The sequence below is a fragment of the Mesorhizobium sp. M7A.F.Ca.CA.003.01.2.1 genome (assembly GCF_003998945.1).
GTDB lineage: Bacteria > Pseudomonadota > Alphaproteobacteria > Rhizobiales > Rhizobiaceae > Mesorhizobium > Mesorhizobium ciceri.
In genome coordinates, this window is the sequence record NZ_RZRA01000010.1 from 1 (window position 1) to 20713 (window position 20713).

General features: G+C 64.1%; 20 protein-coding genes and 1 tRNA gene. 6 read left to right on the plus strand and 15 right to left on the minus strand.

Annotated features, from left to right (window positions below):
• Positions 1 to 4: 4 nt before the first annotated feature.
• Both EN969_RS01285 and EN969_RS01290 read left to right on the plus strand, forming a co-directional pair.
• The gene (locus tag EN969_RS01285) at positions 5 to 643 is read left to right on the plus strand and encodes an NrsF family protein (RefSeq protein WP_013529421.1); all 639 of its coding nucleotides are present in this window, start codon (positions 5 to 7) and stop codon (positions 641 to 643) included.
• 134 nt (positions 644 to 777) lie between these two features.
• On the plus strand, positions 778 to 2817 hold the full coding sequence (locus EN969_RS01290) for a PAS domain S-box protein (protein ID WP_082826552.1): 2040 nt from the start codon (positions 778 to 780) through the stop codon (positions 2815 to 2817).
• A 56-nt stretch (positions 2818 to 2873) separates the two neighbouring features.
• Here EN969_RS01290 and EN969_RS01295 read toward each other — a convergent pair whose 3' ends face one another.
• The 7 genes from EN969_RS01295 to EN969_RS01325 all read right to left on the minus strand — a co-directional run bounded on the left by EN969_RS01295 (position 2874) and on the right by EN969_RS01325 (position 8515).
• Positions 2874 to 3752 (minus strand): 3-hydroxybutyryl-CoA dehydrogenase, encoded by an 879-nt coding sequence (locus EN969_RS01295; protein ID WP_013529423.1) that lies wholly within the window; start codon positions 3750 to 3752, stop codon positions 2874 to 2876.
• A 208-nt stretch (positions 3753 to 3960) separates the two neighbouring features.
• Complete coding sequence (locus EN969_RS01300; RefSeq protein WP_024503779.1) at positions 3961 to 4890, minus strand: electron transfer flavoprotein subunit alpha/FixB family protein; 930 nt, start codon at positions 4888 to 4890, stop codon at positions 3961 to 3963.
• A gap of 158 nt (positions 4891 to 5048) precedes the next feature.
• Positions 5049 to 5798, minus strand: coding sequence for an electron transfer flavoprotein subunit beta/FixA family protein (locus tag EN969_RS01305; RefSeq protein WP_013529425.1), 750 nt, complete (start codon positions 5796 to 5798; stop codon positions 5049 to 5051).
• 198 nt (positions 5799 to 5996) lie between these two features.
• Positions 5997 to 6797, minus strand: a complete 801-nt coding sequence (locus tag EN969_RS01310; protein WP_027163501.1) for a rhomboid family intramembrane serine protease — start codon at positions 6795 to 6797, stop codon at positions 5997 to 5999.
• 28 nt (positions 6798 to 6825) lie between these two features.
• Positions 6826 to 7407: a cob(I)yrinic acid a,c-diamide adenosyltransferase gene (locus EN969_RS01315; RefSeq protein WP_013529427.1), complete on the minus strand. Its 582-nt coding sequence runs from the start codon at positions 7405 to 7407 to the stop codon at positions 6826 to 6828.
• A gap of 25 nt (positions 7408 to 7432) precedes the next feature.
• Positions 7433 to 7624 (minus strand): twin transmembrane helix small protein, encoded by a 192-nt coding sequence (locus EN969_RS01320; protein ID WP_013529428.1) that lies wholly within the window; start codon positions 7622 to 7624, stop codon positions 7433 to 7435.
• Between the two features lie 24 nt (positions 7625 to 7648).
• A complete protein-coding gene (locus tag EN969_RS01325) occupies positions 7649 to 8515 on the minus strand; it encodes an SDR family oxidoreductase (RefSeq protein ID WP_013529429.1) in 867 nt (288 codons plus the stop codon).
• A gap of 55 nt (positions 8516 to 8570) precedes the next feature.
• Here EN969_RS01325 and EN969_RS01330 point away from each other — a divergent pair, with 55 nt between their 5' ends.
• On the plus strand, positions 8571 to 9422 hold the full coding sequence (locus EN969_RS01330) for a YihY/virulence factor BrkB family protein (RefSeq protein ID WP_013529430.1): 852 nt from the start codon (positions 8571 to 8573) through the stop codon (positions 9420 to 9422).
• A 102-nt stretch (positions 9423 to 9524) separates the two neighbouring features.
• On the opposite strand, the gene EN969_RS01335 is transcribed toward EN969_RS01330, so the two are convergent.
• Entirely contained in the window at positions 9525 to 10421 is an 897-nt protein-coding gene (locus tag EN969_RS01335; protein WP_063169083.1) for a DMT family transporter, read from the minus strand.
• Positions 10422 to 10566: 145 nt separating this feature from the next.
• Positions 10567 to 11442, minus strand: coding sequence for a tRNA glutamyl-Q(34) synthetase GluQRS (gene gluQRS / locus EN969_RS01340; protein ID WP_063169082.1), 876 nt, complete (start codon positions 11440 to 11442; stop codon positions 10567 to 10569).
• 74 nt (positions 11443 to 11516) lie between these two features.
• Between gluQRS and EN969_RS01345 the strand changes: the two genes are divergently transcribed.
• Complete coding sequence (locus EN969_RS01345) at positions 11517 to 12158, plus strand: DNA-3-methyladenine glycosylase (RefSeq protein ID WP_013529433.1); 642 nt, start codon at positions 11517 to 11519, stop codon at positions 12156 to 12158.
• A 128-nt stretch (positions 12159 to 12286) separates the two neighbouring features.
• The gene (locus EN969_RS01350) at positions 12287 to 12844 is read left to right on the plus strand and encodes an HNH endonuclease (protein ID WP_006328497.1); all 558 of its coding nucleotides are present in this window, start codon (positions 12287 to 12289) and stop codon (positions 12842 to 12844) included.
• 165 nt (positions 12845 to 13009) lie between these two features.
• Here EN969_RS01350 and EN969_RS01355 read toward each other — a convergent pair whose 3' ends face one another.
• Together EN969_RS01355 and EN969_RS01360 are read right to left on the minus strand one after the other, a co-directional pair.
• Entirely contained in the window at positions 13010 to 13528 is a 519-nt protein-coding gene (locus EN969_RS01355) for a disulfide bond formation protein B (protein ID WP_063169081.1), read from the minus strand.
• Positions 13529 to 13562: 34 nt separating this feature from the next.
• Complete coding sequence (locus tag EN969_RS01360) at positions 13563 to 14150, minus strand: YqaA family protein (RefSeq protein ID WP_013529435.1); 588 nt, start codon at positions 14148 to 14150, stop codon at positions 13563 to 13565.
• A gap of 274 nt (positions 14151 to 14424) precedes the next feature.
• Here EN969_RS01360 and EN969_RS01365 point away from each other — a divergent pair.
• Positions 14425 to 14509 (plus strand) — tRNA-Leu (locus tag EN969_RS01365).
• Between the two features lie 97 nt (positions 14510 to 14606).
• On the opposite strand, the gene EN969_RS01370 is transcribed toward EN969_RS01365, so the two are convergent.
• The 4 genes from EN969_RS01370 to EN969_RS01390 all read right to left on the minus strand — a co-directional run.
• Positions 14607 to 15890 carry a hypothetical protein gene (locus tag EN969_RS01370; protein WP_063169080.1) on the minus strand — a complete coding sequence of 428 codons (1284 nt, stop codon included), beginning with the start codon at positions 15888 to 15890 and terminating at the stop codon, positions 14607 to 14609.
• 232 nt (positions 15891 to 16122) lie between these two features.
• Complete coding sequence (locus tag EN969_RS01375) at positions 16123 to 17403, minus strand: GNAT family N-acetyltransferase (RefSeq protein ID WP_127418970.1); 1281 nt, start codon at positions 17401 to 17403, stop codon at positions 16123 to 16125.
• Positions 17403 to 18803 carry a lipopolysaccharide biosynthesis protein gene (locus tag EN969_RS01380; RefSeq protein ID WP_063169078.1) on the minus strand — a complete coding sequence of 467 codons (1401 nt, stop codon included), beginning with the start codon at positions 18801 to 18803 and terminating at the stop codon, positions 17403 to 17405. The genes EN969_RS01375 and EN969_RS01380 overlap by 1 nt, the downstream gene beginning before the upstream one ends.
• Positions 18804 to 19260: 457 nt before the next feature.
• Positions 19261 to 20713: SEC-C metal-binding domain-containing protein (locus EN969_RS01390; RefSeq protein WP_206525123.1), on the minus strand; the 1453-nt coding region annotated here is incomplete at its 5' end.

A 20713-nucleotide genomic window follows, 5' to 3' on the forward strand; every position in this document is an offset into this window, starting at 1 on the left:
TGACATGAGAACGGACGATCTCATCAAGGCGCTGGACGCCGATGCAACCAGCAAGGCGATGCCGCTGCAATCGGCCTGGTGGCTGGCCGCCGGTGCGGCAGCGGTGATCGCGGCCGTCGTTTTCCTGCTGACCATCGGCCCACGCCCGGATTTCATGGCGGCCGCGCACACGATGCGCTTCCTTTCCAAATTCGTTTTCACCATCGTGCTTGCCGTCAGCGCCTTCGCCCTGATCCGCGCCTTGTCGACACCGGGTGCGTCGACGGGCCGGGCGATGGTTGGGATGGCTGCGGCGCCAGTGCTGGTAGCCGTGGCGGTGGTTCTGGAGCTTTTCATGGTGCCGGAGGCGCTGTGGGGAACCAAAATGGTCGGCTCCAACATGATGATCTGCATGGCTTTCATCCCGCTGATCGGCCTCGGTCCGCTTGCCATCTTCCTGTGGATGCTGCGCTACGGGGCGCCGACACGGCCGGTGCTTGCCGGTGCGGTGGCAGGCCTGCTCGCCGGCGGGCTGGCGGCAACCTTCTATGCCGCCCACTGCTTCGACGATTCGCCGCTTTTCGTCGCCACCTGGTACACGATAGCCATTGCAGCGCTCGCATTGCTTGGCGCGCTCGGCGGACGGTTTTTCGTGCGCTGGTAGCGTTGCGCCACGCTCGCCCGCTCGCGCATACCGATCCTTAATCATGCCGGCAATTGTTTGCCGGTTAGCGATGGCACCGGAATGCCTGACGCAACCTTTCCTTAAAATCGATCCGCCAAGGTTGAGGCGAGAACATGCGTTTGCGCACGGGGGTGGCACGTATCGTGATGCGGCGAGGATTGACCAGCCGAGAATCTCTTGGGCGTGCAGGGCTGGCGTTGCTCGTCGCCGGCCTGGGCGTGCTGGCGGCCTCGATCCTGCTGTCGCGCCTGGACCTGGGCACCGAAGCCTTGAAACTCTGCCTGCAGATCGCGATGGCAGTGGCGGCGGGCGCGCTGTTCCTCGCCGCCCTGTCCACCCGCAGGATCAGCATGGATCGCCAACAGATCGCCGAGAGCGAGCTGCGCTTCCGCCGCGCCATGGAGGATTCAGCGATCGGTATCGTCGTTGTCGGTCTCGATGGGCGCATCCGCCAGACCAATCCGGCCTTCGCGGCCATGCTTGGCTACACAAGCGAAGAGATCGAGACGCTGACTTTCTTCCAGATCACGCATCCCGACGACCAGCAGATCGGGCGGGAGACGATGGACGATCTGAAGGCGGGCACGGTCAATTCCTTCCATTTCGAGAAGCGCTATCTCCGCAAGGACGGAACGCCCGTCTGGGCCCATCTTGCCGGTTCGGTCATTCGCGATGAGACCAGCGGCCGCCCGCTCTATCTCGTCTCGCAAATCGAGAACATCGACGCTCGCAAGCAGGCCGAGGCGCGCATTGCCGAAGCGGAAACGCGTTGGAATTTCGCGCTCGCCGGCGCCGGCCAGGGCGTCTGGGACCTCGACATGCGCAAGGGCGGCACGACCTATTCCTCGACCTGGGTCAAGATGCTGGGCTATGCGGATGGCGAGCTCGATGGCGACACCGACCGCTGGCTGACGATGATCCATCCTGATGATCGCGAGACTGTCGCCGAAGCGGATCGCGCTCATCTCGAGGGCAAGACACCGTTCTTTGAGGCCGAGTTCAGGATGCGCCACAAGGATGGCCACTGGGTGTGGATCCTCGACCGCGGCAAGGCCATCGAACGTGATGAGGATGGACGGCTGATCAGGGCCATCGGCAGCTTGACCGACATCACCCGCCGCAAGGAGGCCGAAGAGCGCCTCACCGTGTCGGCGGCAATGCTTGCCGATGAAAAGGAGCGGCTGAGGGTGACGCTGCAATCGATCGGCGATGCCGTCATCTGCACCGATGCCGCAAACCGGATCACCTTCATGAACCCGGTCGCCGAAAAGCTGACCGGGATTGCCGGCGGCGAGGCTCTCGGCAAGATGCTTGGCCATGTCTACTGGGCGGTCGACGAGGAGACGGGGCACAGGATCGGCGTGACCCGGCCCGCGGTTGGCGTTCATGCGCCCGCCGACCAGAACAGCCGCGCCGTCCTCATCCGGCGCGACGACACGCGCTGCAGCATCCGCCAGGTGGTGTCGCCGATCGTCAACGACCGCAACGAATTCTGCGGGCTGGTCATCGTCTTCCAGGACTTTACCGATGCGCGCGCGCTGCAGCGCCAGCTCGCCCACGCCGCGGCACACGATGCGCTGACCGGCCTTGCCAACCGCTCCAGCTTCATCCGCGCCATGGAGGACCTCGTCGACCAGGCGCGCAAGGACGGCACCGCCGACACGACAAGGTTGGTCGGCGACACGACAAGGTCGGTCGGAGGCGCCGGACATCAGTTCATGTTCATCGACCTCGACCACTTCAAACTGGTCAACGACACGGGTGGCCACGCGGCGGGAGACGCGCTGCTGAAGCGGGTTGCCGTGGCTATTCGCGGCGTGCTTGGTCCAGACGACATCGTCGCTCGCCTCGGCGGCGACGAATTCGCGGTCGTTTTGAAATCGGGTTCGGCAGCCGGCGCCAAGATCGCGGCGCGCTCCATCATCGATGCGATCGGCGGGCTAGACTTCACCTGGGACGGCCGTCCTCACGTGATCGGCGCCAGCATCGGGTTGGCTGCGATCAATGCCAATTGTGGCGAGGTCGACGAGATCATCGCCAGGGCCGATGCGGCTTGCTATGCCGCCAAGGCGGCGGGCCGTGGCTGTGTCTCCGTGGCGCCCGACGCACAGATCGTGGATGGCCGGACAGAGCCACTGGCGGTGGCCTCCTGATAGACCCGTCGCCGCTGAACCGAAAGGCTTGTCCCTGATTTGCGCCGACGATCCGCTCAGCGCGTCGGGACGGGATGCTCGCCGCGATAGTCGTAGAAGCCGCGCCCGGTCTTGCGGCCGAGCCAGCCGGCCTCGACATATTTCACCAGGAGCGGGCAAGGGCGGTACTTGGAGTCCGACAGGCCGTCATGCAGCACCTGCATGATCGACAGGCAGGTATCGAGCCCGATGAAGTCAGCCAGCTGCAGCGGCCCCATCGGATGGTTGGCGCCGAGCCGCATCGCGGTGTCGATGGCGTCGACCGAGCCGACACCCTCATAGAGCGTGTAGATCGCCTCGTTGATCATCGGCAGCAGGATGCGGTTGACGATGAAAGCAGGAAAATCCTCCGAGACCGTGATCGTCTTGTCGAGCTGCTTCACATAGGTCTTGGCTGCCTCGAAGGTCTGGTCCTCGGTGGCGATGCCGCGCACCAGTTCGACCAGCTTCATCAGCGGCACCGGGTTCATGAAATGTATGCCGATGAACCGCTCGGGCCGGTCGGTCTGCGCGGCAAGCCGCGTGATCGAGATCGACGAGGTGTTGGTCGCCAGGATGGCTTCGGGATTGAGCTGCGGACAAAGCTGGGCGTAGATCTTGCGCTTGACCGTCTCGTCCTCGGTCGCCGCCTCGATCACCAGGTCAGCACCCGCAAGATCGGCCATCGCGGGCGCGGCCGAAATGCGGCCCATCGCATCGTTGCGCACCTTCTCGTCGAGCTTGCCGGACCCCACCTGGCGGGCCATGTTGCCGCTGATCGTGGCGATGCCCTTCTCGATGCGGTCGGGCGAGATATCGTAGATCAATACCTTGTAGCCTGAAAGCGCGGAGACATGGGCGATGCCGCCACCCATCTGGCCCGCGCCGATGATGCCGATCGTCTCGATCTTGCTCATTACACCGATCCCGTCCTGAACCCTTCCGCTTGAACTGCGAAAGCGCTCCACCTTTTATTTTACCGCAATCCCGGACGCAAAACCGCTGCGCACTTTTGCTGGATTGCTTTCAGCCTTTGCGGCCTGCTTTTTGTGCGGTGCAAACTAAAAGGGCGGGGCGACTTCGTCTACCCCACCCTCACCATTTAATACGCTTTGGCAGAAAGCGTCAAAGCGCCTTTTGCAGTTCCGGCAGGATGACGAACAGGTCGCCGACGAGGCCGTAGTCGGCAACCTGGAAAATCGGCGCCTCCTCGTCCTTGTTGATGGCGACGATGACCTTGGAATCCTTCATGCCGGCAAGGTGCTGGATGGCGCCGGAGATGCCGACCGCGATGTAGAGATCGGGGGCAACCACCTTGCCGGTCTGGCCGACCTGCCAATCGTTCGGCGCATAGCCGGCATCGACGGCGGCGCGGGAAGCGCCGACCGCGGCGCCGAGCTTGTCGGCAACCGGCAGGATGACCTCCTGGAATTTCTCCGAGGAGCCCAGCGCGCGGCCGCCCGAGATGATGATCTTGGCCGAGGTCAGCTCCGGACGGTCGGTCTCGGAAAGCTTGTTCTCGATGAAGGTGGAGAGGCCCGGATTCGCCGCGGCCTTAACGGTCTCGACGGCTGCCGAGCCGCCCTCGGGGGCTGCCTGGAAGGAGGCGGTGCGCACGGTGATCACCTTCTTGGCGTCGCTCGACTGCACCGTCTGGATGGCGTTGCCGGCATAGATCGGCCGCTTGAAGGTGTCGGGCGATACGACTTCGATGATCTCGGACACCTGCGCGACATCGAGGAGCGCAGCCACGCGCGGCGCGACATTCTTGCCCGACGAGGTCGCCGGCGCGATGATGGTGTCGTAGGCGCCCGCCAGCGACACAATGAGCGCTGCCGTCGGTTCGGCCAGGCGCTCGGCAAGCTCGTCGGCCTCGGCCAACAGCACCTTGCTCACGCCCTTCAGCTTGGCGGCAGCGTCGGCTGCCGGCTTGGCGCCCTTGCCGGCAACCAGCACATGCACGTCCGAGCCGATCTGCAGCGCGGCCGACAGCGCCTTGGCGGTCTGGTCGGAAAGGGTTGCGTTGTCGTGTTCTGCAATCAGAAGAATAGCCATTGATGATATTCCTGACTTTCGTCTTCGCGGCTCCCTGAAATCCGGTCAGGCCGAGTCGAAAACGGTTGGTTTCGAGAACCGGAGCGGAGCGTACTTCTGTACGTGAGCACCGGAAGCGGAGAAGCCAGCCGTTTGCAGGCCGGCCTCATCGGATTTCCTTACAGCACGCCGGCTTCGTTCTTCAGCTTGTCGACCAGCTCAGCGACGCTCTTGACCTTGACGCCTGCCTTGCGGCCGCTCGGCTCTTCGGTCTTGATGACCTTCAGCCGCGGCTTGACGTCGGCGCCGTAGTCGGCCGGGCTCTTCTCGTCGAGCTGTTTCTTCTTGGCCTTCATGATGTTGGGCAGCGAGGCATAGCGCGGCTGGTTGAGGCGAAGGTCGGCGGTGACGATCACCGGCATCTTCAGTTCCACCGTCTGCAGGCCGCCATCGACTTCCCGCGTCACCTTGGCCTTGTCGCCGTCGAGCACGATCTTGGAGGCGAAGGTGCCCTGCGCCCAGCCCAACAGTGCCGCCAGCATCTGGCCGGTCTGGTTGGAATCGTCGTCGATCGCCTGCTTGCCGAGGATGACGAGGCCGGGCTGCTCGGCGTCGACGACGCCCTTCAGCACCTTGGCGACGCCGAGCGGCTCGGTCTGTTCGTCGGTCTTGACCAGGATGGCGCGGTCGGCGCCCATGGCGAGCGCCGTGCGCAGGGTTTCCTGCGCCTGCTGCGGGCCGATCGAGACGACGATGATTTCTTCCGCCTTGCCAGCTTCCTTCAGCCGGATCGCTTCTTCAACCGCGATCTCGTCGAACGGGTTCATCGCCATCTTGACGTTGGCGAGCTCCACCGCCGAACCATCAGCCTTCACGCGAACCTTGACGTTCGCATCCACAACCCGCTTCACGGGCACAAGGATCTTCATTTGCCTGTCACCTCTTCACGCTAATTGGGCGCGCTATAACAGCCTGCACCCGTTCTGAGTTGTCGAAAGCCGACATTCCAGGTGGAAATTCTGGCCGGATGGAAATTCTGGTCTTTGCCCGCCTTAGGTTGCGGCGGAGACGTTTCCGTAGTTGCGGCAACCCTGCACGTCAATACGCTGCAAGTGGCTCAAATCGGTTCAGTCCGAACTGGAAGCGTTTCCGCGTCCCCAGCGCGGTGTCGCGGCGGGTTGATCGGGGATCAGCGGTTCCGTGGCAACCGGCGGCTGGTCGGGCGCGGCGGGCGCGACGTCTTCGTCGGCGCCGGCAAACAGCGGCACGCCGCGGCTACGCAAGACAAGCACCAGAACGGCGCCGGCGATGATGCCGCCGATATGGCAGGCCCAGGAGATCTGATCCTCGCCGCCGGCGGCAAACATCACCACCTGGAAGAGGACCCACAGGATGAGCGGGATGAAGGCCGGAATGCGCAGCGGGATGCGGGCGAAGGCCAACACCCAGACCTTCACCCTGGGATAAAGGATCAGATAGGCGACGACCACGCCGGCGATGGCGCCCGAGGCACCGATCAGCGGCACCTGCGAGTCCCAGGCGACGAGGCCCTGGAAGGCGGCGCCGGCGATCGCGCACAACAGGTAGAAGATGAGGTAGCGGATGTGACCGAGCGCGTCCTCGACATTGTCGCCGAACACCCACAGGAACAGCATGTTGCCGCCGAGGTGGAAGATGTCGGCATGCAGGAAGGAATAGGTGAGGTAGCTCAGGCTTTCGGGGATGACGATAAAACGGGGATCGAGCTCGGCGGTGTCATGGACGACCGACGGGATGAAGCCGAGACCAAGCACGGCGGCATTGGAGAAACTCTCGCCGCCGAGCGCGGTGGCGAGGTAGACCAGGGCGTTGGCCACGATCAGCCCGATGGTCACATATTGCAGGCGGATGTGGCGCAGCCTGTTGGTGTCGTAAAGCGGGATGAACATGCCCCAGGCCCTCTTCCGCTTTCGACAATCAGCGGTTCTTGCCGGGAACCCATAGCACGTCGGCGTTTCCGTTGTCATTGACCGCCCGGGCGGCGACAAACAGGAAATCCGAGACGCGGTTGATGTATTTCAGACCGTCGCGGTTGACGTGCTCGTTCGGGTCCTGGGCCAGTGCGACCATCAGCCTTTCGGCTCGCCTTGCCACGGTGCGGGCAAGGTGAAGTGCCGCCGCCGCCGCTGTGCCGCCATTGAGCACGAAGGATTTGAGCGGCTGAAGCTCCTTGTTGAGAAGGTCGATGTCCTTTTCGACCCGGTCGGTCTGCACGGCGACGATGCGAAGCGGCTCATAGCCGAGCGGCTTGCCGTCGTCGGGTACGGCGAGATCGGCGCCGAGATCGAACAGATCGTTCTGGATGCGGGAAAGCATGGCGTCGATCGCGGGATGGGCCGCGGCCGTGTGGACCCTGGCGATGCCGATGCAGGCATTGGCCTCGTCGACCGTGCCGTAGGCCTCTACCCGCAGATCGGATTTCAGCCGCCTCTCGCCGGTGCCGAGACCCGTGGTGCCATCATCGCCGGTGCGGGTGTAGATCTTGTTGAGCTTGACCATTTCGCCTCCCCGGCCGCCGGCATCCTCACTTGCGGGTGAAATACACCGCCAGCAGGATCAGCACCAGCGCCACGGCCTGCAGCATGACTCGCGCCTGCATCAGCTTGTTCGAGGTGACGCCGGAGCCGCCGCGCATCATGTTGATGAGGCCGCGAACAAGCACGACCGCAACGGCGACCATGACCAGAATGGCGAGAATGTTGAAGACGGTTGCCATTGCTTCGTTCCAGTTGGTTGGCGTTCAGGCGCGTTTGGCCATCAGGCGGTAAAGCATCGATGCCGGCAGGATGCGTCTGAGCACCGCGCCGATCCTGGCGGGCACTGTTACCACATAGTGCGGGCGTGGGCGCCGCGACAGAAGTGCATGGCGCAGCGCCGCATGAACCACTTCCGGCCCTGGCTTCAAGGCCGATTGGCTGCCGCCGGCCCGCAGTCGCTCGAGTTGCGCCGCATAGTCCACGCGGTGCACGGAATTCTCGTGGTCGATGTTGCTGAGAAACCAAATGAGGCCATTGCTGGCGATCTTCGACTTCACCGGCCCCGGCTCGATCAGCGAAACGTGGACGCCGCTGCCGGCCAGTTCCTGGCGCTGGCAGAGCATCAAGGCCTCCAGTGCGTGCTTCGACGCCGAATAGGCGCCGCGAAAGCGCACCGGCACGAGGCCAAGGATCGACGAGCAGTGGACGATGCGGCCCTGACCCTGGCGGCGCATCACCGGCACCAGCCGGCGGGTCAAATCATGCCAGCCGAAGAAATTCGCCTCGAACTGCTGCTTGAGCGCGGCAACGGGCAGATCCTCGACGGCGCCCGGCTGCGCATAGGCGCCGTTGTTGAACAGGGCGTCGAGCCGGCCGCCGGTGCGGTCGAGCACCGCCGTCACCAGCGCGGCGATGGAGTCCGGCTCGCAATAATCGAGATAGAAGGCCTCGATGCCGTCGGCCTCGAGCGCGGCGATGTCCTGCGGCTTGCGCGCCGTTGCGAACACCCGCCAGCCCTCCGCCTTCAACGCGCGGGCGCAGTACGCGCCTATTCCCGAAGACGCACCGGTGATGATAATCGAGCGCAACTTCTGCGCCGGACTGTTCGTGGTTTCGCCAAGGGTTGCCATTTGCCGCAATCCCTTCCCATATTCCCGGCGTGGAGACAATTGGAGGGCGCGGTTCTTGTTGCGGAAGATCGTAGCCCTCAAGCGGGTCCTCTACGACGCACTTGGCCATTTCAACACCGATGACGGCTGGGCGATGGCCAGCCATCTGGCGATCACCTCGCTGATGGCGCTGTTCCCGTTCCTGATCTTCGCGACGACGCTGGCGAGCTTCCTCGGCGCGCAGGCGTTCTCCGACACGGCCGTGCATCTGGTCTTCGACACCTGGCCCGAACAGATCGCCAAGCCGATCGCGCGCGAAGTGCTCAATGTGCTGACCGTCAGGCGCACCGACCTTTTGACCTATGGTGTGGTGCTTGCGGCCTATTTTGCCTCGAACGGCATCGAGGCGCTGCGCACGTCGCTCAACCGCGCCTACCGCGTCTCGGAAACGCGCGGCATCATCTACCGCCGGGTGCAGAGCATCATCTTCGTGCTCATCGCCACGGCCGGTTTCCTGGCGATCAGCGTGCTCCTGGTGTTCGCGCCGCTGCTGGCGCGGCTCGCCGAAGCCCATATCGACTGGATCAAGCCCTATATGGGCACCATTACGCTATGGCGTTACGTCATCGCTTCGGCGGTCATTGTCGGCGGATTGTTTGCCGTCCATTTCTGGCTGCCGGCGGGCAAGCGCCGCTTCGTGTCGCTGGTGCCGGGCATCGTCTTCACGCTGGCGGCATGGCTTATCGGTTCGACCATCTTCGCCACCTATCTCGACCACTTCTCGTCCTATGTGACGACCTATGCCGGCCTGGCCTCGATCATGATCGCCGTGGTCTTCCTCTACATGGTGTCGGCGATCTTCATCCTCGGCGGCGAGCTCAATGCCGCGATCAGCCGCTATCTGGAGGCGCGTGCGCGGGTGGGATGACAGGGCGAATTGAGGAATTGAAGAACTGAAGAATTGGAGAAAAAGCGGGCCATATCCGGCGCTGTCTGTGCTTCTTCCTCAATTCCTCAATTCCTCAATTCCTCAATTCCTCAATTCCACAGTTCTTCCCTTGGCCTGCCGCGCCGTTGCCAGGCCGACGCCGAATGTCGTGATCGCCATGCCGGCAATCTGAAGTGCGTTGAGCTGCTCGTCGAACAGGGCCCAGGCGATGATCGCCGTCACCGCCGGCACCAGGTAGAACAGCGAGGCGACCTTCGACATCTCGCCGTCGCGGATCATCACCATCAGCAGGAAGATGGCGCCGAGCGACAGCACCAGCACCAGCCAGGCCATGGCGAAGATGAGTTCGCCATTGATGACGACCGTGTGGGTTTCGAAGGCGAGGGAGGCGACGAGCATCAGCGAGCCACCGCCGACATATTGCCACATGGTCGCCGCGACGAGGTCGCCGCCGGAGGCAAAGCGCTTCTGCCAGATGGTGCCGGCGCTCATGCCGAGCACCGAAACCAGCGAGGCTGTCAATGTCGCCGCGGTCACGCCGCCGCCGAGCGCGCCGAGCTTCGGCCACAGCACGATGACGATACCGATGAGGCCGATGCCAAGGCCAAGCCAGTGACGCGGCAGGATCGCCTCGCCGAGGAATTTGCCGGCCAGCACCGCCGTGATCAGCGGCTGCAGGCCGACGATGAGGGCCGAAAAGCCGGCCGGCATGCCCCTGTGGATGGCCCAGAACACAGCGCCGAGATAGACGCCATGCATCAGGATGCCCGCGCCGGTGGCATGCAGCGCCTCCTCGCGGGTGGCTTTTTTCGAACCCAATACAAGCATCAGGACGGCCAGCAGGATGGCGGCGATGACGAACCGCGCGGCGAGGAAGGTGAACGGCTCCGCCCATGGCATGGCGTAGCGCGCGCCAATGAAGCCGGTCGCCCACAGAACGACGAAGGTGGCGGGAATGAACCGCTTGATGCTGTGCATGTTCCGGAGTCCGCCGCACTGGAGAGAATTGCCGTGGCGATGCTCTAATCCCGTTCACCCCGGCGCGCAAAGCGAAACGGTTGATCCATAGATCACCGGAATTCAACGCCGGCCCATCTGGGGTGGCTTCTTGGTCTCACCGGGCTCAAAGCCCGACCATTCGCCTGATGTCGTCAGGCGATGCGCCGGCATGGCGCAAGGCGGCAAGGCCGGTATCGCCCAGGCTCTTCGACAGTTTTCGCCCGTCGGGCCCGAGGATGAGGCGATGATGGAAATAGGCGGGTTGCGGCAGTCCCAGGAGTTGCTGCAGCAGGCGCTGCACGCCGGTGGCGGAAAACAGATCTTGTCCGCGCACGACGTGGCTGACACCTTGCAGGGCATCGTCCATGACGACGGCGAGGTGGTAGCTGGTCGGGATATCGCGGCGCGCCACGATCACGTCGCCCCAGTCCTGCGGACGGGCTTCGATCGAGCGTGTCGCGGAAAGCGTCTCGTCGGCGAATTCGGTCCAAGACAGGTCCTTGCCGACACGCGCCAAGGCGGCATCGACATCCAGCCGCCAGGCGAAGGGCGCATTCCCGGCGATCCGCCGCTGGCGTTCCTTGACTGGCAGCGCCTTGTCAGCGGCGGGGTAGAGCGGCACGCCATCGGGATCGCGCGGCCAGTCGCGCCCACGCTTTTCACTGTCGGTGATGAAGGCGCGGATCTCGCCACGGCTCATGAAGGCGGGATAGACGAGTTCCTCCCGGACCAGCCGCTCGAGCACCGCCTGGTATTCGGCGAAATGCTCGGATTGGCGGCGCACCGGCTCTTCCCAGCCAAGCCCCAGCCATTTCAGGTCGGCAAGCACGCCGGCCTCGAATTGCGGCGTGCAGCGCGTCGTGTCGATATCCTCGATGCGCAGCAGCAGGCGGCCGTCCGCCCGTGCCGCCAGCTTCTGGTTGAGCAGCGCCGAATAGGCGTGGCCGAGATGCAGGTCGCCATTGGGGCTGGGCGCGAAGCGGAATGTCAGGAGTGTCATCTCTGCGGCGGCAATCGGGTTGTGCGGCGGTTTTGCCAATTGCTACCGTGCTGCCGGTTCAGGAACAAGAAAGCATGCAGCGTATCGCGACATCAGACGACATTGCCCGGGGGCTCGATGCGCTTTGCGTGATCGACCCGCGCCTGGAAAAGGTGCGCGGCATGGCCGGCGAAGTGCCGCTGCGGCTGTCCGAACCGGGGTTTCGAAGCCTGGCGTCGATCGTCGTCTCGCAGCAAGTGTCCCGCGCCAGCGCCGATGCGATCTTCGGCCGGCTGACCAAGCTCGTCGATCCGCTGACGCCGCAGGCGATCCTGGCCGCCGGCGAGGACATGTTTCGCGAGGCCGGCCTGTCGCGGCCGAAGCAGCGCGGCCTGATCGCAATTGCCCAGGCCGTGGTCGACGGCCTCGACCTGCATCACCTCTGTTCGCTCGATGCCGAGGAGGCGATCACGACGATGACGGCGGTGTCCGGCATCGGCCCGTGGACGGCGGAAGTGTACCTCTTATTCGCCGCCGGGCACCCCGACATTTTCCCCGCGCGTGATGTCGCGCTGCAGAGCGCGGTCGGCCACGCGCTCGGCATCGAGCCGCGTCCGCCGGAGAAAACGCTGATCGCATTGGCCGAATCATGGAGCCCGTGGCGAGGTGTCGCATCGCGGCTTTTCTGGTCCTATTATCGTGAAACCAGAGGGCGGGACGCCGCGCCGCCGGCCTGAATCCGCGAAAAATCATAAAAATCATGCATTTTTGGCGCTTCAGCGACGCGACAATCCGCTTCACATCCCTGTCATGTCGGGCTTACAGTATCCGTGCCGTTCGGGTCTAGAACCAAGGAGGTGAACACGTGACGGTTGCCGTATCTCCGGATGGGCTTCCAGCACTGGTGCTGAATGCGGATTACCGTCCGCTCAGCTATTACCCCTTGTCGCTCTGGTCGTGGCAGGACGCTATCAAGGCGGTGTTCCTCGACCGGGTGAACATCGTCGCCGAATACGAGCACGCCGTCTCCTCGCCGACCTTCTCGATGAAGCTGCCGAGCGTTGTCAGTCTTAAGGCCTATGTGAAGCCCTCCAGGCACCCGGCCTTCACCCGCTTCAACGTCTTCCTGCGCGATCGCTTCCAGTGCCAGTATTGCGGCACGCCGGAGGACCTGACCTTCGATCACGTCATCCCCCGCCATCGCGGCGGCGCGACGACGTGGGAGAATGTCGTTGCCGCCTGTTCGCCGTGCAATTTGAGGAAGGGCGGCATGATGCCGGCGCATGCCAAGATGTGGCCGTTGCAGAAGCCTTTCCAGCCGACGGTGCACGATCTGCACAACAATGGCCGCCTGTTCCCGCCCAACCATCTGCATGAGAGCTGGATGGATTATCTCTACTGGGATGTCGAACTCGAACCATAGAGTTCGGCACAAATCCGCCATGCTGGCCGCCTGACGCAGCTTTCTGCGCTTCCGGTGCTCACGTACTTCAGTACGCTCCGCTCCGGTTCTCGAAAGCCGCGCCATCCGACTCAGCCTGGCGAATTTTTGCTCGAACTCTGCGTCGCGCCGTTCAATCGAATTGGTTTAGTCGCGGGCGAAAGCGGCTCGGAAGGCGACGGCGGCGAGGATCAGGCTGGCGATGGCGTTCCAGCCGGCCAGCGACAGGCCGAGGATGCGCAAAGCGGCCTTGTCGCAGGACGGCGGCACGAATTTGTCGAGCGCGTCGAGCACGCCCTTGCCGCCGGTGTCGACCGGTCCGGCGCCTGCGGTACAATCGGTCGGGCCGGCCCACCACTGCCATTCGACGCCGGAGTGGTAGACGCCGAGATAGAGGCCGTAGAGCATCAGGATGCCGCCGACGGCCAGCAGGCCGCGCGTCAGCCAGCTGGGTGCGTGCAGCATCGACGCAATCACCGCCAGCACCATCAGCGGGACGCCGATATAGTAGGGCGTGCGCTGTTCGAGGCAGAGGTGGCAGGGGATATAGCCGCCGAGATACTGGAAGCCGAGCGCCGAGCCAACGGTGGCGGCCATGGCGACGGCGAGGAACAAGGCGGTCAGCGTGCGCTGGCGTCCGGTGTCGGCATTCATGGTCGCTGTCATTTCAATCGGTCCGTCCGGCTTGCAATGGTTCTGTTCAGAACGCGTATTTGACCAGGATATAGAGCAAAATCAGGGCAACCGCGCCGGCGCCGGCGATCAGGCCGAGGCGCTTTTCGATGAATTCGCGGATCGGTTCGCCATAGCGGCGCAGCAGCCAGGCGAGCAGCAGGAAGCGGGCGCCGCGGGCCACGATCGCCAGCACGATGAACAGCAGCAAATTGACGCCGATGACACCGGACAGGATCGTCACCACCTTGATCGGCGGCAGGTGGGCGGCACCCGACGTGATCAGCATCAGGACGATGAAGCCGACGCCGGCGCCCGCGCGCAGTTGCTCGAACTCGTCGTACTTGCCGTAGAATTCGAGGATCGGCCTGGCGACCGCGTCATAGGCATAGTGGCCGATGAACCAGCCGGCGATGCCGCCCAGCACCGAGGCGACGGTGGCGATCAGCGCATAGCGGTAGGCGCGATCCGGCCGCGACAGCGCCATCGGCAGATAGAGCACGTCGGCCGGCACCAGGAACACCGAGCTTTCGACGAAGGCGATGAAGGCCAGCCACCATTCGGCGGATTTGCGGGCCGCCAGCGACAGGGTCCAGTCGTAAAGTCCGCGAAGCATCGGCACTCCTAATGCGTGTCGTTCAATTGCGCAGGCAGGTTGGGGTGTAACGGCATGCACAGAACAAAGACCCAGCGCACGCCATCCGTCCCCGCAGACGTGCCGCGCTTTGATGCGCCGCCTGTCTAGAAAGATTTTCCGCGCTGCACAATGGCAGCCCCGTCACGAAATCGAAAGGCGCAGTTTGGTCGCATCCGGGGCGACGAGGAATTGGCCAGTTGACGAACAGGCCTCCAACCGTATAGTCCCGCGCCATCCAGGCCGCCCGGCCTGAGCCCCTATGGCGGAATTGGTAGACGCGCTCGACTCAAAATCGAGTTCCGCAAGGAGTGCTGGTTCGATCCCGGCTAGGGGCACCACCCTTCGCTCTCCGAGCTTCGGGTGGCAGGCCACTCGAAGTTCAATAGACGAAGGGCGTCACGGTCGCTTTGGCTCCCGATACGTCTCAGCAGGCGATCAACACGCTTTGCGCGCCACGCTGGGGTCGCCGTCATTGGCCGGGCCGATCTCGCCAGCTGCCAGCAATTCGTCGAATGTCCGTTCTAGGTCGGCGCTGTCATCGGCTGCCGGTCCGCTGGGCGGATCCTGGCGTGTCAGCGTTTCCAGCCTTTGGTGAAGCTGGCGGTTCTCGTTGCGGCAACGGGCATGCGCGAGTTCGTCGGTCATGCCGCGCAAGCGGAGATCGGCGAGTTGAACCTTCACCGCGCCACAGTCTCGGCGCGCCGCGTCGCGCTCCTGGCGTAAATTCGCAATCTCGGTTTCCGAGGTTTGGCGCCGATGCTCGGCCACGTCCTCGGCGCGCTGCCCGGCGCTCGGCGTTGCGCGGACCACGCTTTGATCGGGGGTGCTGCGCTGGAGCAAGCGCAACCTCTTTTCAAGTTCGACGGCCCGTTCCTGCGCGGCGGCGGCGCAATCGCCGAGAACGCCGCGCTGATGCTCGACCGTGGACAGCCGCGCTTGCAGGTCCTGCTGTACAAGCATCTGCGCAGATAGTTTGCCGGTCAGTCGTTCGTTGTGGACTTGGTAGTCCGCGACCTTGGAACGAAGCAGCATGGCGGCCTGTTGCAAGCTGGCGAGCCGCAATGCAACGTCCTCACGCGCCTGCTCGGCGGCTTGCCTGGCCATGGTCTCGTCGCGGAGTTGCCCCGACACGCGCGCCAGGTTCCGTCCCAGGCGCTCGACCTCGACATTCGCTTCGAGGAACCGTGTTGCGCGCTGGCCGGCATGCCTATCCGCCTGCGCAATGGTCTGCCGTGCCCTGTTGAGTTGGACCTCCAGGTCGGCGATGGTCTTGCTTGCGATCGATAGCTCGCGCGATTTTCGCCCAAGCTCTTTCGAGGTGCGATCCTGCAAACGTTGCAGCTTCGCCACCTCTTCCTGCAAGTCCCATTTGTCCGTATCGGGAGCGTCGGCATCGTGCGTTTGCGCATCGAGCCTGGCCACATAGTCCTCAACCAGCGACCACGCCAAGTCGTCATCGTTGGACAAGAGCGAGGAGCCGCGCATGGCGTGGGCCTGACTCGAGCCCGTCCGGGCCGAAGTCGAGCCGAGGGAGGCGGCCAGCGTGTCTGACTGGGCCAATCCGGTCACGGGCTCCTCTTCGAAGAGAGGCAAAGCTTGATGCGTGGCGGCTCGGATGCTTCGAATCAGTTCTTCGAAGTCTTCGTCGGCCCTTCGGACAACGGCGCTGTCGTTCGCACTGATGTGCCGGGCGCCGTTGGCCTCATGATTCAGCGACATTTTTCTCTCATCGCGGACCGAATCACTAGACTATCGTGCATCAAGGACAAGAATGCGAGTAGATCTTGCCGGGTTTCACCGGAAAATTGCTGCAAGAAATCTCGTTTTTTTGAAGCGGAAGTCGATCTTAGCGCTTGCCTCTTGGGCAATCGAAGTAAAGTCCCGGCCACCTCTGTGTCAAATATTGCAGCGAAAATGTGCCATCCTTCCAGAACCGCACCCTTGCCTTTTCTCAGCGCCGCCCCAACAAGCTCTTCATGCGGTTGCGCAGCAGGCGGGCCATGTTGCGGGTTTCGCGGTAGAGGTGCAGTTGCGAGGCGGCCTGGCGGGTGAGGCGGTCGGCGTCCGGCGTCAGGCCGATCACCAGCGTGCCCATCGGCTTGCGCTCGGCCCATAGCCGGCTCATCACCGGATGGTCGGGCACGGCGCAGGAATCGGTCATCATGATGTTGGGATCGTCGAGATGCTGCCCGGTCACCTCGATCATCAGCAAGGTGCCCGGCGAATAGCTGGCCAGCGTCTCGTCATAGGCGGTCTTCCAGGTGTAGGCGATGCCGGCTTCGACGAAGACGATCAGGCAGGCAATGGTGCGGCCGTCGAGCGTCAGCGAATGGATGCGGCACATGTCCTGCTCGGCCAGCCGGTGCACGGCTTCGCGGGCTAAGGCGGCGCGGAAACGGTCGATCGCCATGGCGGTGCGTTCGCGGCCCTTCCAGCCGGCCGCCTCCAGCGTCAGGAAGTTCTCGATGGCGTGGCGGATGTCTTCGGGGCCGCGCGCCACGACATGCTCCAGCCTGCCGAGGTCGCCGAGGCGCCGCTTCAGCCGCCGGAATTCGCGATAATGGTGCGAACGCAGCGAGGCCTTCAGATAATCATCGCCGTCGCGCTCGCTCTCCAGCGCCGGGCGCAGGGTCTGGCCGGTGGTGACCAGCATCAGGCCGCGCGTCTCGGCCACGGTGGCAAACAGGCTCGCCACCGGGCCATCGAGCCGGACATCGGGCAGGACGAACACTTTCGGCAGCTTGAGATGCGGGCGCGACAGCATCGAGAAGAAATCCTCGACGACGCCCACCGGGTCGTCGCGGTCGACCAGCGGCGTGCCGAGCGGACCGAACGGGCTCGACCATGTGCGCATCACCGGCACGCCGAGCGGCACCACCGGCCGTTCCACTGAGAACGGCACCAGAAGGCGCAGCCGGTTGCGGTATTCGTCGCCGTCGCGGATGACCGCCAGCCGCACCTCGCGATCTTCCAGCCGCGGCATGGCGGGCGCAAGGAAACGCGGGTTGAAGAACACGTTGGGCTCGACCGTGCGGGCGCAGAGATAATCCAGCTCCTCGACCAGGTCGAAACCGGCGGATGCCGGGTAGATGGCGAGCTTGCGCTCGGGCCGGTTGTTGGCGAGAATCTCGATATGGGCGGGGTCGGCGTCACGGGTCAGCCCGGCAAGGCCCGACACCATGGCGCCGGCGGTGCCGCCGCTGGTTTCCTCAAGCAACGGGATGGCAGCCATCACGCGGCTCCTTTCGCAGGCACGAAGATAAGCATGACGATGCCGAGCTTGCGCCACACCGTGAAGGACAGCGCGCCGGCTTCGAAGATCATGGCAAAGGCGGTGGCCATGGCCGCGCCCCACAGGCCGAACATCGGGATCAGCATCACGTTGAGGGCGATGTTGAAGGCCAGCGTCATGGCATAGACGGCGGCGCAGATGTTCTGGTTGCCGCTCATCGTCAGCAGGCTTTCGCAGGGGCCGACGGCGGCGCGCGCCGCGACGCCGAAGACGAGCAGGAACAGCAAGGGATAGCCGCTGCTGAATTCCGGGCCGAACAGCACCAGCATCGGCTCGCCGAGCGCCAGCACCAGCAGCGCCATCAACAGCGAAGGCCAGAACGTCCACGACACCGTCTCGCGGGCAAAGGCGGCGAGCCTTTGCGGGTCGCCATGGGTGAACTGGGCGTAGCGCTGGGCAACGCCGGCCTTGACGGCGAAGTAGACGAAATGCACCAGCGCCAGGGTCTTCACCGTGGCGAAATAGACGGCGACGTCATTGGGGTCCATATAGGCGCCGACCATCAGCACGTCGGCATTGGTCAGCAGGAAGAAGAAGCTCTCGACCAGGAAGATCGGCAGCGAGACGACGAACCATTGCGCGAAATGGACCTTCATCGGCCCGGCCGGAATCTGCCGTTCCATGCGCTGGGTGACACCGATAAGCTGGCCGAGCGTTGTGGCGTAGGTGGCGGCGATCGAGGCGAAGATCGCGGTCTTTGCGTCAGGAGCATAGCCCGCCAGCAGCATCAGCGCCATGAACAGCAGGATCAGCACCGGCCGCACCAGATAGGTCGGCGACAGGGCAAACAGCGCCCAGCTGTTGGCGCGTGCCAGGCCCGACAGAAGGTCGGACATGGCGATCATCGGCAGGCAGATGACGCCGAGGATGAACGGGATCACATAGTAGCTCTCGATCCAGGGTGCCGCCAGCCAGACGCCGAGCGCGCCGAGCCCGGCAATCAGCGTCGAGGCGATCAGCACGAACAGACGGCTGGCCAGCACGATGCCGCGCAACTCGTCCATCAAGCCGCGCTCGCGGTATTCGGGAATGTAGCGGATGACGGAGGTGTGGAAGCCCAGGCAGGCGAGATTGCCGACGATGACCATCGTCACCCAGACGAGGACGAAGATGCCGTACTCGAACGAGCCCATCCAGCGTGCCATCAGCACCTGGCTGACGAAGGCAATGACGGCGCTGACGATGCGGACCGAGAAGGCGATAACCGACATGCGGCTGGCCTCGCCGCGCTCGTCGGCGGTGAACAGCACAGCATCGATGCGGCCAAGCAACGGCCCCATGCGCAGCGCCCAACGCTGCGGCAAGAACCGCCCGGCAGTCGTGGCCGCGGAAAAGCGCACCCCGATTTCTCTCCGTTTTCCGCTTCTTTTTCAGGCGTTGGTGTAGCGGAGACACATTAAGAAACGGTTGGGTGAGGAATTTCCTTCGCCCCGTCCCTATACGGGGAGAACGTGCCGGCAGGCGGATGAGGGGCGGCACAGGCGTTTGAGGTTTGCGCCGCTGTTTCATCATCGCCGAGGCGCGCAGCACGGAGACGTTGCCGATCAGGATAGCACCCGGCTTTATCGCAAGATCGTGCCTCAGATGGTGCCTTGGCTGCCAGAGGATGAGGCCGCGCAGCTGAAGTTCGAGTTCGAGGCGGCTTAGTCGGCGGGACATCGCCCCCCTCTGGCCTGCCGGCCATCTCCCCCTCAGGTGGGGAGATTGGCTAATCGCGAACGCAGGCGCCGCCCCTCATCCGGCCCTGCGGGCCACCTTCTCCCCGTATAGTGACGGGAGAAGGAAAGCGCCGCGCCTTTACGCAAACGCCCCATGGCAGTGCTTGTACTTCTTCCCCGAACCGCAGGGGCAGGCTTCGTTGCGGCCTACCTTGCCCCAGGTGGCCTGGTTGTTGGGGTCGCGGTCTTCGGGGGCGACGATTGCGGTTGTCTCCGGGCGGACCAGGAGGGCGGTTTCGCCGCCTTCGAAGTCGTTTTCGCCGGTGCTGCCGTCGATATGGGTGCCGAACATGTCGGGGGCTTCCGGAGGTGGCGCTTCGGCGGCCTGACGGACCAGTTCGACGCGCATCAGCTGCGCGGTGACGGCCTGGCGCAGATTGCCAAGCATGGCCTGGAAGAGTTCGAACGCCTCGCCCTTGTACTCCTGCAGCGGATCGCGCTGGGCGTAGCCGCGGAAGCCGACGACCGAGCGCAGATGGTCGAGATTGACGATGTGCTCGCGCCACAGATGGTCGAGCGTCTGCAGCACCACCGAGCGCTCGACATAGTTCATCACCTCGGGGCCAAAACGCTCGGCGCGCTCCTTGGCGGCGGCTTCGGCGGCCTGCGCGATGCGCTCGCGGATGTCGTCCTCGGCGATGCCCTCTTCCTTGGCCCAGTCCTCGACCGGCAGGTCGAGGTTCAGGAACTCGGCGATCTCGGCCTTCAGCCCGGCAACGTTCCACTGCTCGGCATAGGCGTTTTCGGGAATGGCCTTGGCGACGATCTCGTCGATGACGCCTTCGCGCATCTCGGCGATCGTTTCGGAGAGGCCTTCGCCGTCCATCAGTTCGATGCGCTGCTCGAACACCACCTTGCGCTGGTCGTTGGAGACGTCGTCATATTTCAACAGGTTCTTGCGGATGTCGAAGTTGCGCGCCTCGACCTTCTTCTGCGCCTTTTCCAGCGCCTTGTTGATCCACGGATGGATGATCGCCTCGTCTTCCTTGAGGCCGAGCTTCTGCAGCATGCCGTCCATGCGCTCGGAGCCGAAGATGCGCATCAGATCGTCCTGCAGGGACAGGAAGAATTTCGAGCGGCCGGGGTCGCCTTGTCTTCCTGAACGACCTCTAAGCTGGTTGTCGATGCGGCGCGATTCGTGGCGTTCGGTGGCCAGCACATAGAGGCCGCCGGCGGCCAATGCCTTTTCCTTCAGCCGCTCAATGTCGGCAATGATTTCCTTTTCCCGCGCCTCGCGTTCGGGGCCGGCCGGCATGTCGCCCAGCTCTTCCTCGATCCGCATCTCGGCATTGCCGCCGAGCTTGATGTCGGTGCCGCGGCCGGCCATGTTGGTGGCGATGGTGATGGCGCCGGGCTTGCCGGCCTGGGCGACGATCGCCGCCTCGCGCTCGTGATGGCGAGCGTTCAGCACTTCGAAATCGGTAAAACCTTCCTTGCGCAGGCGCTCGGCCAGCTGCTCGGACTTTTCGATGGAGGTGGTGCCGACCAGCGTCGGCTGGCCCTTGGCGCTGGCTTCGCGGATCTCCCTGACG

What these genes read in the sequence shown, in the direction of transcription:
- EN969_RS01285 (WP_013529421.1), top strand. Translation starts at nt 5, where the DNA reads ATGAGAACGGACGATCTCATCAAGGCGCTGGACGCCGATGCAACCAGC.
- EN969_RS01290 (WP_082826552.1), top strand. Translation starts at nt 778, where the DNA reads ATGCGTTTGCGCACGGGGGTGGCACGTATCGTGATGCGGCGAGGATTG.
- EN969_RS01295 (WP_013529423.1), bottom strand. Translation starts at nt 3,752, where the DNA reads ATGAGCAAGATCGAGACGATCGGCATCATCGGCGCGGGCCAGATGGGT.
- EN969_RS01300 (WP_024503779.1), bottom strand. Translation starts at nt 4,890, where the DNA reads ATGGCTATTCTTCTGATTGCAGAACACGACAACGCAACCCTTTCCGAC.
- EN969_RS01305 (WP_013529425.1), bottom strand. Translation starts at nt 5,798, where the DNA reads ATGAAGATCCTTGTGCCCGTGAAGCGGGTTGTGGATGCGAACGTCAAG.
- EN969_RS01310 (WP_027163501.1), bottom strand. Translation starts at nt 6,797, where the DNA reads ATGTTCATCCCGCTTTACGACACCAACAGGCTGCGCCACATCCGCCTG.
- EN969_RS01315 (WP_013529427.1), bottom strand. Translation starts at nt 7,407, where the DNA reads ATGGTCAAGCTCAACAAGATCTACACCCGCACCGGCGATGATGGCACC.
- EN969_RS01320 (WP_013529428.1), bottom strand. Translation starts at nt 7,624, where the DNA reads ATGGCAACCGTCTTCAACATTCTCGCCATTCTGGTCATGGTCGCCGTT.
- EN969_RS01325 (WP_013529429.1), bottom strand. Translation starts at nt 8,515, where the DNA reads ATGGCAACCCTTGGCGAAACCACGAACAGTCCGGCGCAGAAGTTGCGC.
- EN969_RS01335 (WP_063169083.1), bottom strand. Translation starts at nt 10,421, where the DNA reads ATGCACAGCATCAAGCGGTTCATTCCCGCCACCTTCGTCGTTCTGTGG.
- gluQRS (WP_063169082.1), bottom strand. Translation starts at nt 11,442, where the DNA reads ATGACACTCCTGACATTCCGCTTCGCGCCCAGCCCCAATGGCGACCTG.
- EN969_RS01345 (WP_013529433.1), top strand. Translation starts at nt 11,517, where the DNA reads ATGCAGCGTATCGCGACATCAGACGACATTGCCCGGGGGCTCGATGCG.
- EN969_RS01355 (WP_063169081.1), bottom strand. Translation starts at nt 13,528, where the DNA reads ATGACAGCGACCATGAATGCCGACACCGGACGCCAGCGCACGCTGACC.
- EN969_RS01360 (WP_013529435.1), bottom strand. Translation starts at nt 14,150, where the DNA reads ATGCTTCGCGGACTTTACGACTGGACCCTGTCGCTGGCGGCCCGCAAA.
- EN969_RS01370 (WP_063169080.1), bottom strand. Translation starts at nt 15,890, where the DNA reads ATGTCGCTGAATCATGAGGCCAACGGCGCCCGGCACATCAGTGCGAAC.
- EN969_RS01375 (WP_127418970.1), bottom strand. Translation starts at nt 17,403, where the DNA reads ATGGCTGCCATCCCGTTGCTTGAGGAAACCAGCGGCGGCACCGCCGGC.